Genomic DNA, 16,894 nt, shown 5'->3' with positions numbered 1-16,894 from the left:
CCAGCGAGTCTAACGAGCCGCTGTGGGGGAACATGTCGGTGGCGAGAGGAGCTGGTCATGGCCCTGTTCAAGAAGCGCACGGTCGGCAAGCCGGGCGAGTGGTACTACTGCCTGGAGCACAAGAAGGTCGAGGAGGGGCCGGACTGCCCCGGCAAGGACCGTTTCGGGCCGTACGCCTCCCGGCAGGAGGCCGAGCACGCGATGGAGACCGCCCGCGAGCGCAACCTCGAGTGGGAGAACGACCCCAAGTGGCACGACGCCTCGGCCCGTGGCGGCGACGACGACTGATCAGGCGCCCGTGGGTGCGGCGGCGGCCCGCTGCTTCCGCACCCGCGCCGCGTGCTCGTCCGTCCGCGCGTCGTACGTCATCAGCTTCGGCAGACACAGCGCCAGCAGGCCCACCGCGCCGGCGCACAGCAGACCGCCCGACCACACCGACGTCCGCACCCCCCACCACGCGGCGAAACCGCCCGACCTGACCTGGCCCAGGGTCGGACCCACGGAGTACGACAGCAGCTCGATCCCCGCGAGCCGGCCCCGCAGCTCGTCCGGGATCGTCTGGTTCCACATGACCCCGCGGAAGATCCCGCTCACCATGTCGCAGCCCCCGGCCACGGTCAGGAACAGCAGCACCAGCCACAGGTTGCCGACGATCCCGGCCGCCGCGATCGCCACGCCCCACAACGCGGCCGACAGCACCACCATCCGGCCGTGCCGGTGGATCCGCGCCGTCCAGCCACTCGTCACACTCACCAGCAGCGCCCCGAGCGGAACCGTCGCGTACATCAGACCCAGCGCCCACTCGGCGTCCAACTCGTCCGCGAGGAACGGCAGCAGCGCCAGCGGCATCGCCAGGAACATCGCCGCGAGGTCGACCGCGTAGGTGCCGAGCAGCTCCTTGCGGCTCCAGGCGTACCGGGCGCCCTCGGCGATCGCCTTCAGCGACGGTTTCGCCGCCTCGTGCGCGGCCGGGGAGGAGGCGATCGGGATGATCAGCGCGACCGAGACCACGAAGGTGGCCAGATCCGCCGCATACGCCCAGCCGAGTCCCGCGTACGCCACCACCACACCCGCCACCGCCGGGCCCGCGACCCCGCCGACCGTCCAGCGGAAGGTGTTCAGGGAGGCCGCGGCCGGCAGATGCTCATGGGCCACGATCCGCGGCCACAGCGAGTCCAGCGCGGGGCGCTGCACCGAGACGAGCGCGGAGGACAGGGCGGCGACGAGATACAGCGGCCACACCGCCGGGTTCGGCATCAACGCGTTGACCAGCAGCACCGCGCTGAGCACACCCTGCCCGGCCTCGGTCCAGATGATCAGCCCGCGCTTGTCCAGGGCGTCGGCCATTGCACCGCCGTACAACCCGAAGACGATCAGCGGAATCAACTCCACCGCACCGATCGCGCCCACCGCCGCCGCGGACTCCGTCAACCCCTTGATCTGCACCGGCAGCGCGACGAACGTCAGAAAGCTCCCGAAGTTCGACACCAGCCCCGACACCCACAGCCGCCGAAAGTCGGCCGAGGCCCGCCACGGCGTGAGATCGGGCAGCACGGAGCGGAGACGGGAGGCAGGCGGAGCGGAGTCGTCATCGGTCACGACGGGCCATGCTCGGCCGCGGCGACGGACGGGGGCAAGCGAATTTCGGGGCGGGGGAGTGGAGGGTGCGGGAGGTTCGCTGCCGGGTACGGGTCCGATGTGGCTGGTCGCGCAGTTCCCCGCGCCCCTAGAGCGCTACAGGGCCGAGACGGTGGTGGGCGGAGAGCGCGTTCGGGGAGGCGTACTGGACGACACCATCGGCGCCGAGGCGTGCGAGTGCTGCATGGGCCCGTGGCCTCGGGTGTGGTGTCGGTGAGGTCTGTCGTGGCCCTGGTGGCGGGTGAGGGCCGGTGGCCCGGGGCGTTGTCTGTGCCGGGGCGGCCACGGCCTTGTGTTTTGCGTCGGGGGACGGGGTCCCGCGGCGTGCGGGGCAGTCGTGCCCGTCGGTGACGGCCTGGCGCTGTGCGTCGGTGATCACCTTTCCCCATCCTGTGGACCAGCCCGCGCCAGCCCGTGCCGTCCTACCAGCGCGCCGGTGGCGGTGCCGTCAGATGGTCTGTCAGGCGGGCGAGGCGGTCCCTGAAGCGGTGGCGTGTTCGCGGGGTCGGGAGGGCGTTCTCGCCCGCCGCCGCGCTCACCAGGTGCTGGACGGTGTCGAGGTCGAGGTCGGGGCTGTTCGGGACGGCGAGGGATTCGTGGGCCATCGCCCCGAGGTCGCCGTCGTCGGGGCCGAGCGCCAGTACCGTCGCACCGGCCCGGCGGGCGTCGTGCACACGCTCCAGGAGCGGGGCGTCCGGGGCCGCCGGGGACACCACCAGCAGCGTCTCCCCGCGCCGCGCCGCCGCCAACCGACCCAGGCCGACGGCCAGATGGGCCGGGTCCGAGGGCTGCGCCTCATGGCGTACGAGTGTGGGGGCCAGCTCCGGCGTGCCCGACCAGGCCGCCTCGTCCACCAGATGGGCCGCCAGATGCCACGGCTCGTACTCCGGCGTGCCGACCAGCAGCAGGCCACCCCCGTGCGAGACCGCCGAGCCGCGCAGCACCCCGGCGAACCTCCGGGTCGCCCCCAACCACTCGGTCCCGGCGAGCACTTCGCGCAGCAACGCGACACGTACGGCATCCATGCGGCCGCATCCTGCCGCAAGCGGCCACCCGTGACCCGGAGTTCAGCACCAATTCGCCCGAACCGGGCACGCGGAAGGGGGATGTCGCGGCGCGGGGTTCGTGACTCCGCCGGTCAGTCGCCCCGACGTCCACTCGAACGTCGGTGGAAAAGCCCTCCAGGCTCCGACGACAGCGGCGCGACATGGCACGCCCGCCACACGACCGACGCCCCCCGCGGCCTGCTCCGACCTGGCTCGCACCGGCACCGGCGACTTCGGTGCCCGCGGGCGGATCGCTTGCGGCGGGTGTCCGTGACGCGGCTCACCTGACCGGACGGCGCTCGCGGGGCGCACGTAAAGTCGGCCCATGACCTCTACCGACAGTGCACAGAAGGCCCCCGCGAAGGACCCCTGGGACCTTCCCGACGTCTCCGGGCTCGTCGTCGGCGTGCTCGGCGGGACCGGCCCCCAGGGCAAGGGCCTCGCCTACCGGCTCGCCAAGGCCGGCCAGAAGGTGATCATCGGCTCGCGCGCCGCCGACCGCGCCCAGGCCGCCGCCGACGAACTCGGACACGGCGTCGAAGGCGCCGACAACGCCGAGACCGCCCGCCGCAGCGACATCGTGATCGTCGCCGTGCCCTGGGACGGCCACGGCAAGACGCTGGAGTCGCTGCGCGAGGAACTGGCCGGGAAGCTGGTCGTCGACTGCGTCAACCCGCTCGGCTTCGACAAGCAGGGCGCCTACGCGCTGAAGCCCGAGGAGGGCAGCGCCGCCCAGCAGGCCGCCGCCCTGCTGCCGGACTCCCGGGTCACCGCCGCCTTCCACCACCTCTCCGCGGTCCTCCTGGAGGACCCGGAGATCGACGAGATCGACACCGACGTGATGGTCCTCGGCGAGGCACGGGCCGACGTCGAGATCGTCCAGGCCCTGGCCGGCCGTATCCCCGGCATGCGCGGCATCTTCGCGGGGCGCCTGCGCAACGCCCACCAGGTCGAGTCGCTGGTCGCCAACCTGATCTCCGTGAACCGCCGGTACAAGGCGCACGCGGGTCTGCGCGTCACGGACGTATGAGCCGATGGGGGACACTGGACGACGACGTCACCAGTGTCCCCCGACAGGAGAGCCGCTCCCATGCCCCGCCTCGCCCTCTACGCCCTGATCGTCTGCCTCCTCGCCGTGGCGGCGGCGGTTGTGTCCTTCTCCCGGGGCAGCCTCCTGGGGATCGTGTGGGTGCTGATCGTGGGGCTGTCCAGCAACATGTGCTGGTACTACGTGAAGCGCGCCAAGGCGGAGAAGTCCGTCAGCCGCTGACCGAGCAGAAGTCGCTCGTCTGCCAGAAGCGGTAGAGGTCCTGACCGCAGTACGTCTCGAAGTCGCTGATGCCGAGCGAGGCCAGGATCGAGTCGATCACGTCGAAGAACGCGCTGTTGACCGCCGGCACCCACAGCAGCGCGAAGACGAACAGCAGGCCGAACGGCGCGAACGGCTCCACCTGGCGCTTGATCTTGTACGACAGCCAGGGCTCGATGACGCCATAACCGTCCAGGCCCGGAATCGGCAGGAAGTTCAGGATCGCGGCCGTCACCTGGAGCAGGGCGAGGAAGGCCAGCGCGAACCGGAAGTCCGCCGGCACCCCGTCGAGCGCGTCCAGCCAGAACGGGGCCGTGCACACGATGGCGAACAGCACATTGGTGAGCGGCCCGGCGGCCGAGATCAGACTGTGCTTCCAGCGCCCCCGGATCCGGCCCCGCTCGATGAAGACTGCCCCGCCCGGCAGACCGATCCCGCCCATGATCACGAAGAGGACGGGAAGGACGATGCTGAGCAGCGCATGGGTGTACTTCAAGGGATTGAGCGTGAGGTAACCCTTCGAACCCACGGTGATGTCACCGCTGTGCAGGGCGGTACGCGCGTGTGCGTACTCGTGCAGACACAGGGACACGATCCAGGCGGCCGTCACGAACAGGAACACGGCCACGCCGGGCTGCTCGGCGAACCCGGTCCAGGTGGCCCAGCCGGTCACCGCGGTGACGGCCAGGATGCCCACGAAGACTGGGCTGATCCGCCGGTCGCTGTTGCGGGCGGCTGTGGTGGTCATGGGGTTCCCCCGACTCTCGTACACGCTCTGGGACTGCCCGACCGTACCGGGCGTACGACGAAAACGTCTCGCGGTACCTCATCGGTTCCGGAGAAGGTGGGGCCATGGGGCTTTGGCTCCGCCCACCTGATCCGTCGGCCGCCGGAACCGACACGGCGCCCGCCCCGCCCGATCCCCGTGACTGTCCCCGAACCCACCAGAGACAATGGACCCCGTGCGCTATCGCATCCTCGGCACCACCCAGGTACTCCGTCCCGACGGCACCCCGCTCCCCGTCGGCGGCGCGCGGCTGCGTGCGCTGCTGACCGTGCTGGCGCTGCGGCCCGGCCGTACGGTCGCCGTGAGCCTGCTGGTCGACGAGGTGTGGGACGGCGACCCGCCCGCCGACGCGCTGGGCGCGGTGCAGGCGTTGGTGGGCCGGCTGCGGCGGGCCCTCGGCGCGGACGCGGTCGCCTCCGCGGACGGCGGGTACCGGCTCGTGGCCGCGCCCGACGACATCGACCTGCACCGCTTCGACCGGCTGACCGGCGAGGGCACGCGCGCGCTCGCCGACGGCGACCCCGCGAAGGCGGCCGGCGTCCTCGACGACGCCCTGGCCCTGTGGCGCGGTCCCGTCCTCGCCGACCTGCCGGACCGCACCGGCGAGGCGGCCCGCTGGGAGGCCCGGCGCCTGGACGCCCTGCGCGCCCGCCACACCGCCGCCCTCGCCCTCGGCCAGGCCGAGCAGTCCCTCCCCGAGCTGACCGCGCTGTGTGACAGTCACCCGCTGGACGAGCCCCTGCAGTCCCTGCGCCTGCGCGCCCTCCGTGACGCGGGCCGTACGGCCGAGGCGCTGGCGGCCTACGAGGACGTACGACGTGTGCTGGCCGAGCAGTTGGGGGCGGACCCCGGGCCGGAACTCCGGGCGCTGCACGGGGAGTTGCTGCGACCCGGGGTGCCGGGCGGGCAGCGTCCGGTAGCGGTGGGTCCGGCCGCTTCCGCGGCAGCCGTCGACAGCGACCCGGGCTCGTGGGCCCCCTCCGTCGAGCCTGCCACCCTCGGCAACCTCCGTGCCCGTCTCACCTCCTTCGTCGGTCGTGAGACCGACATCGAGGCGATCCGCGGTGACCTCGCGGCGGCGCGGCTCGTGACCCTGCTCGGGCCCGGGGGTGCGGGGAAGACGCGGTTGTCGCAGGAGGCGGCCGAGACCGTGCGGTACGCCGCGCGGGACGGGGTGTGGCTGGCCGAGCTCGCCCCGGTCGACGATCCGGAGGGGGTGCCGGAGGCCGTGCTGACCGCCGTCGGTGCCCGTGAGACCGTGCTGTACGGCGCGGGCGCGGAGGCGATGCGGGCCGGGAACGAGCGGCACGCCGACCCCGTCGAGCGGCTCGCGGAGCACTGCGGCAAGCGCCGGATGCTGCTGATCCTCGACAACTGCGAGCACGTCGTCGACGCCGCCGCCCGGCTCGTGGAGGAGCTGCTGGCGCGCTGCCCGCAACTGACGGTGCTGGCCACCAGTCGTGAACCGCTGGGCGTACCGGGGGAGTTGCTGCGGCCCGTGGAGCCGCTGCCCGAGCCCGTCGCGCTGCGGCTGCTCGCCGACCGCGGGGCCGCGGCCCGGCCCGGGTTCCGGGTCGAGGCCGACGAGGAGACCGCCGCGGCCTGCGCCGAGATCTGCCGGCGGCTGGACGGACTGCCCCTCGCCATCGAGCTCGCGGCCGCCCGGCTCCGCATGCTGACGCCACGCCAGATCGCCGACCGGCTCGACGACCGCTTCCGGCTGCTCACCTCCGGCAGCCGTACCGTCCTGCCCCGACAGCAGACCCTGCGGGCCGTCGTCGACTGGTCCTGGGAACTGCTCGTCGAGGACGAACGGGACGTCCTGCGGCGGCTGTCGGTCTTCGCCGGCGGCTGCGACCTGACCGCCGCCGAGGCCGTCTGCGGTCCCGTCGCACTGGAGGCGCTGGGCTCGCTCGTCGACAAGTCCCTGGTCGTCGCCGCGCCTTCGGGCGAGGGCGGGGAGATGCGCTACCGGCTCCTGGAGACCGTCGCCGAGTACGCGGGCGAGCGGCTCGACGAGACCGGCCGGCGCGCGGAGGCGGAGCGCGCGCATCTGACGTACTACCGCGAACTCGCCCGCACCACCGACCCGTTGCTTCGCGGACCGAGCCAACTCCTCGCCATCGAACGGCTGGAGCGCGAGTACGAGAACCTGCGCACCGCCCTGCGGCACGCCATCGCCGAGCGCGACGAGCAGGAGGCGCTCTGCCTGGGGCTGTCGCTGGCCTGGTACTGGCAGCTGCGTGACGTCCGTATCGAGGCCCGCAACTGGTACAGCGAGATCATGGCGCTGGGCCCCGACCCGTTCACCGAGCCGGTGCGCCGCGCGGCCCCCGTCCACCAGCGCTGCACCGACGCCCCGCCCCCGCTGACCGGCGAGCTCCTCGCCGAGGCCCGGCGCGGTATCCACCTCGCCCATCTGGCCTGCATGGACACGGAGTTGGACGCCTGGGAGACCCCGCAGGCCAAGGAGAAGCTGCGGATCATCACCGAGGTCTACGAACCCGGCCTGCCGCAGGTCTGCCGTCCCCCGGGCATGCTCTGGTTCTACGCCGTGATGCTGAGCGGCGGCGCGGAGCGGCTCGCCGGGATCCTCGACGCCGCCGTCCGCACCTGCCGTGCGACGCCCGGGACCGAGTGGGAGCTCGCCGGCACCCTGCAGATCCGCGCCAACATCCTCGCCAACCGGGCCGACTGGGCGGGCGACGCGGCGCGCGACGCCGACGAGGCGCTGGAGATCTTCCAGGCCCTCGGGGACGCGTGGGGCACCGCGGAGGCACTGTCCGCGCGCGGTGAGGCCCGGGAGCGCGCGGGCGCCTGGCTGGACGCGGCCGCCGACTACGAGGCGGCCATGGAGCAGGCCGACCGGCTCGGCGCCCGCGCCCAGAACGCGGTGCTCCGCGCCCGGCTCGGCAGCGCGCTCATGGAGGCGGGCCAGAGCGAGCGGGCCGAGCGGATCCTGCGCGAGGTGATCGCTCAGCAGGAGGGCGGGGTCAACGGGGCCCTGCCCGCCGCTCGGATGTTCCTCGCCGCGCATCTCTCCTTCACCGGCCGGACCTCGGAGGCGCGCGAGCAACTGCGGTTGCTGCGCGGGGAGTTCAACATCGCGCACTTCGTCGTCTTCGACGCGTTCATCCTCGGCTCGGAGGCCTGGATGGAGGCGGCCGACGGCTGCTACGAGGCCTGTCTGGACAAGGCCCGGCAGGCCCTGGCCAAGGCCGACGACCCGCTGTCCGAGGCCATCGCCCCGTACATGCGACCGCTGTACCTGTCGATCGCGGCGATCGCCCTGGCCGCCCCCGACGGCGCCAACAGGCCCGCTGACGCGGCCCGGGTCCTCGGGACCGCGCGCGCGATGCTGCCGACCGGCCATGTCGCGACCTCCATAGAGCGCGAGACCTACGACCGGGCCGAGCGCCACGCGCGCGCCGCGCTCGGCGACGAGGCGTTCGAGGCGGCGCACGCGGAGGGCGGTGGCCTCTCCCCCATGGAGGCCACCGCCCTGGTCTGACGCGCCGACGGGGACGTCAGCTCTTGGTCTTGAACTTGTGGATCGCGACCGGCGCCATGACCGCCGTGATCGCCACCGACCAGGCGAGCGTCACCCACAGGTCGTGGGCGACCGGGCCGCCCACCATCAGCCCGCGCGCCGCGTCCGCGAGCGTGGACAGCGGGTTGTAGTCGGTGAAGGCCTGGAGCCAGCCCGGCATGGAGCCGGTCGGCGCGAAGATCGACGAGCCGAACTGCAGCGGGAACAGCACCAGGAAGCCCATGGCCTGCACGGACTGCGCGCTCTTCATGATCACGCCCAGGGTGAGGAACACCCACATGATCGACGAGGCGAACGCGGTGGACAGGGCCACGGTCGCCAGCAGCCCGGTCCAGCTGGTGATGTCGAACCCGACCAGGACGGCGACGATCATCAGGACGGCGGTCGCGAACAGCATCCGGATCAGTTCGACGGAGATTTTCGCGAAGAGCACCGAGCCGCGTCCGATCGGCAGGGACCGGAAGCGGTCCATGACACCGGAGTTGAAGTCCTGGCTGAAGCCGGTGCCGACGCCCTGCGAGAGCGTCATGCTCATCATCGCGATCATGCCCGGGATGACGTACTGCACGTACTGGTCCTGCCCGCCGCCCAGCGCCTGCCCGATCGAGCCGCCGAAGACGAACACGAACAGCAGCGTGAAGATGACCGGCATCAGCACCGCGTCGGCCATCGACTCCGGGTCCTGGCGGATCCAGAGCAGGTTGCGGCGGATGAGGGCACTGGTGTGCCGCAGATGCCCGCGCAGCGGAATGCGGACGTCCTCGGAGGCGGAGACGGTGACGGGTGTGGTGACGGTGGCGGCGCTCATACGGCGACCTCCTCGCGGTCGTCGGCGGGCACGGCGTCCTGCGGGGCGCTCGCGCGGTGGCCGGTGAGGGACAGGAACACCTCGTCCAGGCTGGGGAGTTCGGTGGTGATGGAGGAGATGGTGACGCCGCGCGCGGTGACCGCGCCGACCACCGCGGTCAGCTGCTCGTCGCTGAGGATCGGCACCAGGAGGGAGCCTGCGTCGGGGTCCACGGTGGTGGTGGCGAGGCCGGTGATGCCGAGGCCGTCGAGGTAGGAGGCGAGCGGCCGCAGTTGCAGCGGGTCCACGGGCCGTACCCGCAGGGTCCGCCCGCCGACCTTGGCCTTCAGCTCCTCGATGCCACCGCCCGCGATGACCTTGCCGCGGTCGACGACGGTGAGCTCGTCGGCGAGCTGCTCGGCCTCCTCCATGTACTGCGTGGTGAGCAGGACGGTGACCCCGTCCCCGACCATCCGCTTGACCTCGTCCCACACCTCGTTGCGGGTACGGGGGTCGAGGCCGGTGGTCGGCTCGTCGAGGAAGAGGACCGCGGGCTGTCCGATCATGGACGCGGCGAGGTCGAGCCGTCGCCGCATGCCGCCGGAGTACGTGCTCGCCGGGCGCTTGGCGGCCTCGGTGAGCGAGAAGCGCTCCAGCAGCTCGTCCGCCCTGCGGCGGGCCTCCTTGCGGGGCAGGTCGAGCAGCCGCCCGATCATGTACAGGTTCTCCCAGCCGGGGAGCTTCTCGTCGACCGAGGCGTACTGGCCGGTGAGGCCGATGACCCTGCGCAGCTGGCGGGGCTGCCGTACGACGTCGTAACCGGCGACGGTGGCCTGTCCGGCGTTCGGGGCGAGCAGGGTGGACAGGATGCGGACGAGGGTGGTCTTCCCGGCCCCGTTGGGCCCGAGCACCCCCATCACGGTCCCCTCCCGCACATCCAGGTCCACACCGTCCAGCGCCTTGGTGTCGCCGTAGTGCTTCACCAGCCCCCGCACGGTTACGGCGATGTCGGCGCCGTTGGGGTTCTTGTCGATTCGCGTCATGGGGAAGACGGTGCCAGCCCCGACCGACAGACCACCGACAAGTCACCGACACCACCGACAGCCACCCGACAAGCGGTCCTCGCCCCCGCCGCCCCTACCCGTCCCGTCCCTGGGGGCTGCGCCCCCCAGACCCCTGCTTCGGCCCCGAAAGGGCCTCGTCCTCAAACGCCGGACGGGCTGGGTTTCTCAGCCCCTCCGGCGTTTGAGGAGCGGGGGTCCAGGGGGCGGAGCCCCCTGGGGATGGGAATGGGTAGGGGCGGCGGGGGCGAGGAAAACGGCGGCAGCCCCGCCGACGGGGGAAGATCGGCGGGGCTGCCCTGGTGCCACAGTGGCTCTAGTGGACGCTGTGCTCCTCCAGCGGGAAGGTGCCTCCCACCACGTCCTCCGCGAACGCCTTCGCCGCGTTGCCCATGACCTCGCGCAGGTCGGCGTACTGCTTCACGAACTTCGGGACCCGCCCGGGGGTCAGACCCAGCATGTCCGTCCACACCAGGACCTGCGCGTCCGTCTCCGCCCCGGCACCGATACCGACGGTCGGGATGTGCAGCGACCGGGTCACCTCGGCGGCCAGCTCGGCGGGGACCAGTTCGAGGACGACCGCGAACGCGCCCGCGTCCTGCACGGCCTTCGCGTCGCGCAGCAACTGCGCGGCCGCCTCCTCGCCACGGCCCTGGACGCGGTAGCCCATGGCGTTGACGGACTGCGGGGTCAGACCGATGTGCGCCATCACCGGGATGCCGGCCTCGACCAGCAGCCGGATCTGCTCGTAGGACCGCTCGCCGCCCTCCAGCTTGACCGCGCCGACTCCGGCGTCCTTGATCAGCCGGGTGGCGGACCGGAGCGCCTGTACGGGGCCCTCCTGGTACGAGCCGAAGGGGAGGTCGGCGACGATCAGGGCACGGGAGGTGCCGCGGACCACGGCCGCCGAGAGCATCGTCATCTGGTCGAGGGTGACGGGCACGGTCGACTCGTACCCGAGGTGGCAGTTGCCCGCGGAGTCGCCGACGAGCATGACCGGGATGCCGGCCTCGTCGAAGACGGACGCGGTCATCGCGTCGTACGCGGTGAGCATGGGCCACTTCTCGCCCCGCTCCTTGGCGAGAGCGATGTCGCGAACAGTGATACGGCGTGTGCCCTTCCCCCCGTACAGCGCCTTGCTGCCGTCGGAGGGCTTTGTCTGGGCAGCCGAGAGCTGCGTCATGGAACTGCTCCTCACACGTCATCTCGAGGCGCCCTCACGGCGTCCCCGGATCACCTCCATGGTGGCACTTCGTGTCACGCTCGGCCAGAGGGGGGGCGCGGGACTTGGGTCACGCCTCCAGCGACGTACGTCCGGGGGCCTAGGGCTGTTCTTAAGGTCTCCGTAAAGAATTCCGATACGAGACGGTGCCGTATCGAAATAGGTCTAGGGTCGGTCGTATGACTTCTCCTGCCGACCCTGCCCTCCCCGGCTCCCGCATCCCGGAAGCCGTGCACCGGCGCCGCTGGGCGATCCTCGGCGTGCTGATGCTGAGCCTGTTGATCGTGGTGCTCGACAACTCGATCCTGAACGTCGCGATCAAGACGATCTCGACCCCCGCCCCCACCGGCCTGGGCGCCACCCAGAGCGAGCTGGAGTGGGCGATCAACTCCTACACCCTCGTCTTCGCGGGGCTCCTCTTCAGCGCCGGTCTGCTGGGGGACCGGCTCGGACGCAAGAGGGTGCTCCTCGGCGGGCTCACCGTCTTCGGCCTCGGGTCCGCCCTCGCCGCCACCGCCGGGTCGCCGACCGAGCTGATCGCGTTCCGCGCGGTGATGGGCCTCGGCGCCGCCTTCGTGATGCCGGCCACGCTCGCGGTGCTCATGAACGTCTTCGAGCGCGAGGAGCAGCCCAAGGCCATCGGTATCTGGGCCGGTGGTGTCGGGCTCGCCATCGCCATCGGACCGATCACCGGCGGTGTGCTGCTGGACCACTTCTGGTGGGGGTCCGTCTTCCTCATCAACGTGCCGATCGTGCTCGTCGCCCTCGCGCTGATGATCTGGCTCGTGCCCGACTCCCGGGACCCGAACCCCGGCCGTATCGACCCCATCGGTGTCGTGCTGTCCGTCGTGGGCCTGGTCCTGCTGGTCTACGGCATCATCAAGGGCGGCCAGCTCGCGGACTTCACGGACGCGACGGTGCTGTCGACGATCGGCGCGGGTCTCGCCGTACTCGTCGCCTTCGTCGTCTTCGAGAAGCGCAGCGACCATCCGTCCATCGACGTGACGTACTTCAAGAACAAGGTCTTCTCCGCCGCGATCGCCGCCATCGCGCTGGTCTTCTTCGCGCTGATGGGCGTGACCTTCTTCTCGGTGTTCTACACCCAGAGCGTGCGCGGGTACTCGCCGCTGCAGACCGGTCTGCTGATGCTGCCACTGGCCGCCGCCCAGATGATCTTCGCGCCGCGGGCCCGGCTCGTCGTCGACCGGTTCGGCAACAAGGCCACCACCACGGCCGGGCTGCTCGTCATCGCCGCGACGCTCGCCGCGTTCGCCGGGTTCGAGGCGGACACGCCGATCTGGATCCTGGAGGTCGTGTTCTTCCTGATGGGTGCCGGCATGGCGCACATCATGACCCCGGTGAGCGTCGTCATCATGCAGGCCCTGCCCCGCGAGAAGGCCGGCTCCGCCTCCGCCCTCAGCAACACCTTCCGCCAGCTCGGCGGCGCCCTCGGTATCGCCGTCCTCGGCTCGGTGCTGTCCACGGCGTACCGCAACGGCATCGAGGACAAGCTCGGCCTCCTGCCGGCCGGGCTGCGCCACACCGCGGGCGAGTCCATCGAGGCCACCCTCGGCGTCGCCGACAAGCTCGGCCCCCGGGGTGACGCGCTCATCGTCCCCGCCCACGACGCCTTCCTCCACGCCATGCACGTCACCGCCCTGTGGGGAGCGGGCGTCGCGGTGGTCGGCGCGATCGTGGTCGCCGTGTTCCTGCCGGGCAGGCCGCCGACCGCCCAGAAGGACGAGGAGGGGCGGAAGTTGGTGGCGGCGGAGTAGGGGGCGACATGCGACCACACCCCTGCGGGATCCCGGGTCGCCACTGCGGGAGCGGCTCCGGCGCAGCCCGCGCCGGCTCGCGGAGGGGGCTGACGCGGCCCGGCGGTCCGGGAAGGGTTCCGTCGGGGCGGCGCCCTCCCACCGGCATCCGGCCACTGCCTCAGCGGTCCGCCAGGTGCGGCCTCCGGCGATGCCCCGGTACCGCTCACAGACGCCGCCCCGGGGGCTCCCGAGCGGTCCCGGCGAGTTCCGGATGCGGCCTCCGGGGGCTCGCCTCCGGGTCGTCGTTCCCGGTCGCGGTCCCGGGGGCCCGGCAGGTGCGGGTCTTGCCGGCTCCCCGGTGCGGCCTCCGGCGGGGGACAATCGTCCCAGGACACAGAAGGGATCCAGCGACGTGAGCAGCCTCGCCGAAGGTCAGCCCCGGCAAGCGGGCCCCGTGCGGGGCCGGCCCCGCAGCGAGGCCGTGGAGCATGCCATCGTCGAGGGTGTGATGAAGCTGCTGGAGGAGGGCGTGCCGCTCGCGGAGCTGTCCATCGAGCGCATCGCCCGTACCGCCGGCGTCGGGAAGGCGACCATCTACCGCCGGTGGAGCGGCAAGGAGGAGCTCTTCGTCGATGTCGTCCGCAGCGCCGAACCCCCGGATCCCGAACTCCCCGGCACCTCCATGCGCGACGACCTCGTCGTCCTCCTGGAGTCGCTGCGGCAGCGCGGACTGGTCAGCCGTTCCTCGGTGATCCTGCACAACGTGCACGCCCAGATGAAGAGCAGCCCGAAGCTCTGGGAGGCGTACCACAACCTCGTCATCGCGCCCCGGCGCAGGCTCGGGATGGAGGTCCTGCTGCGGGGGCAGGTGAACGGCGAACTGCGCGCGGACGTCGACATCGAACTGCTCAACGACATCTTCGTCGGCCCCATGTTGCTGCGTTCCGTCATGCGCCCCGACGCCGACCTCCCGGACGGTCTGTCCGAACAGATCGTCGACACGATCCTCGAAGGACTGAGCCCCTTCGACCCGGAGGACCTACGGCCCGTCAGCTCACCGACCGTCAGTTCGACTGCGTCGTAGCCCTACTGTGCGCGTTTCGTCACAGAGGGCGCTTTCTGCCTTCGTGTGCGGAACTGACGGCACCGACTTGTTCGTGCTCGTACGGGTACGGCCGTCATCGGACGGCGAGAACGGAACCGATCATCCCCTAGGGTCTTGAGACACGGGGGGACGGACGGATGCACGGCGGTCAGTGAGGCGACGCGGTATGGCGCAGCAGGCGTACATGGAGGAGACGGACAACGGTGGCTCGGGACCCGAGCGCCAGAGCTCCAGGTTCCGGCGCCTGCTCGACCGGCTGCTCACCGGATGGCGGGGCGACCCGAGAATCTGGCGCCGCGGCCTGGTCGTCGCCGCGCTGGCGCTGGTCCTCGCGCTGGTGATGCTGGTGCACTCGCGCATCCCCAACCGCATCGGCAACCTCGGCAGCCTGATCGAGACCTTCCTGCCCTGGCTGGGCCTCTTCGTGCCGGTCCTGCTGGTCCTCGGCGTCGTACGCAAGTCGGTGACCGCCCTGGTCGCCGTGCTGCTCCCGGCGATCGTCTGGCTGAACCTCTTCGGCGGTCTGCTCACCGACAAGACCGGCTCCGGCGGCGACCTCACGGTGGCCACGCACAACGTCAACGCCGACAACCCCGACCCGTCCGGCACCGCCCGTGACGTGGCCGCGTCCGGGGCGGACGTGGTGGCGCTGGAGGAGCTGACCGCGGGAGCGGTGCCGACGTACGAGAAGGCGCTGGCGGCGACGTACAAGTACCACTCGGTGCAGGGCACCGTCGGGCTGTGGAGCAAGTACCCGCTGACCGGTGTCGGGCCCGTCGACATCAAGCTGGGCTGGACGCGCGCCATGCGCGCCACGGTGGCCACGCCCGAGGGGCAGCTCGCGGTCTACGTCGCCCATCTGCCGTCGGTCCGCGTGAAGATGGAGGCCGGGTTCACGGCCCGGCAGCGCGACAAGAGCGCCGACGCGCTCGGTGAGGCCATCGCCGACGAGCCGTTGCAGCGGATCGTGCTGCTCGGCGACCTCAACGGCACGATGAACGACCGCGCCCTGAATGCCGTCACCTCCCAGATGCGCTCCACGCAGGGCGCGGCCGGCAGCGGGTTCGGGTTCAGCTGGCCGGCGTCGTTCCCGATGGCGCGGATCGACCAGATCCTGGTGAAGGGGGTCGAGCCGGAGAGCTCGTGGACGCTGCCGGAGACGGGGAGCGACCACCTTCCGCTGGCCGCGCGTGTGAAGGTCGACACCTCTTCCTGACCGCATGGAATACTGAGCCCGAGAGGCTTTGTTCCGCTGGTGAACATAAGCACCGCGGAACTACCTTCGAAAGGCACAGGCACGTCATGCCCCTGGCCCTGCTAGCCCTGGCCGTCGGCGCCTTCGGCATCGGCACCACCGAGTTCGTGATGATGGGGCTGCTGCCCGAGGTCGCGGACGATCTCCACATCGCCATCCCCACCGCCGGGCACCTCGTCTCGGCGTACGCCCTGGGTGTCGTCATCGGCGCCCCGCTGCTGGCCGCCGTGACCGCCCGGATGCCCCGTCGTACGGTCCTGATCGGGCTGATGGCGCTGTTCATCGTCGGCAACGCGGCCTCCGCCTTCGCCGCCGACTACCACTGGCTGCTCGCCGCCCGGTTCCTGAGCGGTCTGCCGCACGGTGCCTTCTTCGGTGTCGGTGCCGTCGTCGCCACGAGCATGGTCGCGCCCGAGCGCAAGGCGCGGTCCGTGTCCCTGATGTTCCTCGGGCTCACCGTCGCCAACGTCGCCGGCGTGCCCGTCGCCACGCTCATGGGGCAGCACCTCGGGTGGCGGGCTACGTTCCTCGGTGTCAGCGCGATCGGGCTGGCCGCGATCGCGGCCCTCGCCTCGCTGATCCCGCACGACCGGGTGGTCGCGGGCTCCGGTGCCGGGCTGCGTGGTGAGCTCGCGGCGCTGAAGTCGCTGCCCGTCTGGCTGGCGCTCGGTACGACCGTCGCGGGCTTCGGGGCGCTGTTCGCCGCGTACAGCTACGTCACGCCGATGCTCACCGACTCCGCCGGGTTCGCCGACGGGAGTGTGACGCTGCTGCTCGCGCTGTTCGGGGTCGGGGCGACGGTGGGGAACCTCGTGGGCGGGCGGCTGGCCGATCACGCTCTGCGGGGGACGTTGTTCGGGGGGCTGGTCTCGCTGGTTGTGGTGCTCGCTCTGTTCCCGGTTCTGATGGGTGCGCAGTGGAGTGCCGGGGTGGCCGTGGTGCTGCTCGGTGTGGCCGCCTTTGTCACGGGGTCGCCGCTGCAGCTGATGGTCATGGAGAAGGCCTCGGCGGCGCCGTCCTTGGCCTCGTCCGCCAATCAGGCCGCCTTCAACCTCGCGAACGCCGGGGGTGCGTGGATCGGGGGGCTCGCGTTGGCCGCGGGGTTCGGGGTGACGTCTCCGGCGGTCGCGGGTGCGGTGCTCGCTGTGTTGGGGCTGGGCGTGGCTGGGGTCGCCTCTGTCGTGGATCGGCGGCGGGTGGTTGTGTCGGGGAGTGGGCGGGAGCGGGTGGTTGCGTCTCACCTGCCTGAGCGGGGGGAGGCTGTGCGGGTCTGAGTGCGGGCGCGGGTCGTATGCCTGCGGCGGCCTGTGGCGGCTTCGGTGGGGGCGTGCGTCGCGCATGCCGGTCCGGTTGTGGGTCGGTGCCGCACCGGGGGGT

14 protein-coding genes and 1 pseudogene are annotated in these 16,894 nt (G+C 71.7%); 8 read left to right on the top strand and 7 right to left on the bottom strand.

Annotated features, from left to right (window positions below; translation table 11 throughout):
* The first annotated feature begins 57 nt into the window (after positions 1-57).
* Positions 58-288, top strand: a complete 231-nt coding sequence (locus tag OG381_RS15800; RefSeq protein WP_327716738.1) for a hypothetical protein — start codon at positions 58-60, stop codon at positions 286-288.
* Here OG381_RS15800 and OG381_RS15795 read toward each other — a convergent pair whose 3' ends face one another.
* The 3 genes and pseudogenes from OG381_RS15795 to OG381_RS15790 form a co-directional block, all read right to left on the bottom strand.
* Positions 289-1,599, bottom strand: coding sequence for an MFS transporter (locus OG381_RS15795; RefSeq protein WP_327716737.1), 1,311 nt, complete (start codon positions 1,597-1,599; stop codon positions 289-291).
* Between the two features lie 133 nt (positions 1,600-1,732).
* A pseudogene (locus OG381_RS49640) lies at positions 1,733-1,894 on the bottom strand (ATPase); the annotation flags it as partial.
* Positions 1,895-2,060: 166 nt separating this feature from the next.
* Positions 2,061-2,663 (bottom strand): hypothetical protein, encoded by a 603-nt coding sequence (locus tag OG381_RS15790; RefSeq protein WP_327716736.1) that lies wholly within the window; start codon positions 2,661-2,663, stop codon positions 2,061-2,063.
* Between the two features lie 346 nt (positions 2,664-3,009).
* Between OG381_RS15790 and npdG the strand changes: the two genes are divergently transcribed.
* Together npdG and OG381_RS15780 are read left to right on the top strand one after the other, a co-directional pair.
* Entirely contained in the window at positions 3,010-3,714 is a 705-nt protein-coding gene (gene npdG, locus OG381_RS15785; protein WP_327716735.1) for an NADPH-dependent F420 reductase, read from the top strand.
* A 60-nt stretch (positions 3,715-3,774) separates the two neighbouring features.
* Positions 3,775-3,954 (top strand): hypothetical protein, encoded by a 180-nt coding sequence (locus OG381_RS15780; protein WP_327716734.1) that lies wholly within the window; start codon positions 3,775-3,777, stop codon positions 3,952-3,954.
* Here OG381_RS15780 and OG381_RS15775 read toward each other — a convergent pair.
* On the bottom strand, positions 3,944-4,741 hold the full coding sequence (locus tag OG381_RS15775; protein WP_327716733.1) for a site-2 protease family protein: 798 nt from the start codon (positions 4,739-4,741) through the stop codon (positions 3,944-3,946). The genes OG381_RS15780 and OG381_RS15775 overlap by 11 nt on opposite strands.
* Positions 4,742-4,946: 205 nt before the next feature.
* Here OG381_RS15775 and OG381_RS15770 point away from each other — a divergent pair, with 205 nt between their 5' ends.
* Positions 4,947-8,291: an AfsR/SARP family transcriptional regulator gene (locus OG381_RS15770; RefSeq protein ID WP_327716732.1), complete on the top strand. Its 3,345-nt coding sequence runs from the start codon at positions 4,947-4,949 to the stop codon at positions 8,289-8,291.
* Between the two features lie 16 nt (positions 8,292-8,307).
* Here the strand turns inward: OG381_RS15770 and OG381_RS15765 are convergent, their stop codons facing one another.
* From OG381_RS15765 to panB, 3 genes are all read right to left on the bottom strand, one after another.
* Entirely contained in the window at positions 8,308-9,138 is an 831-nt protein-coding gene (locus OG381_RS15765; protein ID WP_327716731.1) for an ABC transporter permease, read from the bottom strand.
* On the bottom strand, positions 9,135-10,160 hold the full coding sequence (locus tag OG381_RS15760) for an ATP-binding cassette domain-containing protein (RefSeq protein ID WP_307031724.1): 1,026 nt from the start codon (positions 10,158-10,160) through the stop codon (positions 9,135-9,137). Before OG381_RS15760 ends, OG381_RS15765 begins: the two co-directional genes overlap by 4 nt.
* Positions 10,161-10,494: 334 nt before the next feature.
* The gene (gene panB / locus OG381_RS15755) at positions 10,495-11,361 is read right to left on the bottom strand and encodes a 3-methyl-2-oxobutanoate hydroxymethyltransferase (protein WP_327716730.1); all 867 of its coding nucleotides are present in this window, start codon (positions 11,359-11,361) and stop codon (positions 10,495-10,497) included.
* 218 nt (positions 11,362-11,579) lie between these two features.
* On the opposite strand from panB, the gene OG381_RS15750 reads away from it, so the two are divergent.
* The 4 genes from OG381_RS15750 to OG381_RS15735 all read left to right on the top strand — a co-directional run bounded on the left by OG381_RS15750 (position 11,580) and on the right by OG381_RS15735 (position 16,791).
* The gene (locus OG381_RS15750) at positions 11,580-13,175 is read left to right on the top strand and encodes an MFS transporter (RefSeq protein WP_327716729.1); all 1,596 of its coding nucleotides are present in this window, start codon (positions 11,580-11,582) and stop codon (positions 13,173-13,175) included.
* 394 nt (positions 13,176-13,569) lie between these two features.
* The gene (locus OG381_RS15745) at positions 13,570-14,241 is read left to right on the top strand and encodes a TetR/AcrR family transcriptional regulator (RefSeq protein ID WP_327716728.1); all 672 of its coding nucleotides are present in this window, start codon (positions 13,570-13,572) and stop codon (positions 14,239-14,241) included.
* Between the two features lie 187 nt (positions 14,242-14,428).
* The gene (locus tag OG381_RS15740; protein WP_327716727.1) at positions 14,429-15,478 is read left to right on the top strand and encodes an endonuclease/exonuclease/phosphatase family protein; all 1,050 of its coding nucleotides are present in this window, start codon (positions 14,429-14,431) and stop codon (positions 15,476-15,478) included.
* A gap of 86 nt (positions 15,479-15,564) precedes the next feature.
* On the top strand, positions 15,565-16,791 hold the full coding sequence (locus OG381_RS15735; RefSeq protein ID WP_327716726.1) for an MFS transporter: 1,227 nt from the start codon (positions 15,565-15,567) through the stop codon (positions 16,789-16,791).
* Positions 16,792-16,894 lie beyond the last annotated feature (103 nt).

Source organism: Streptomyces sp. NBC_00490 (assembly GCF_036013645.1).
Classification (GTDB): domain Bacteria; phylum Actinomycetota; class Actinomycetes; order Streptomycetales; family Streptomycetaceae; genus Streptomyces; species Streptomyces canus_F.
The sequence above is the reverse complement of the archived record's forward strand: the minus strand, read 5'-3'. Positions and strand labels throughout refer to the sequence as shown.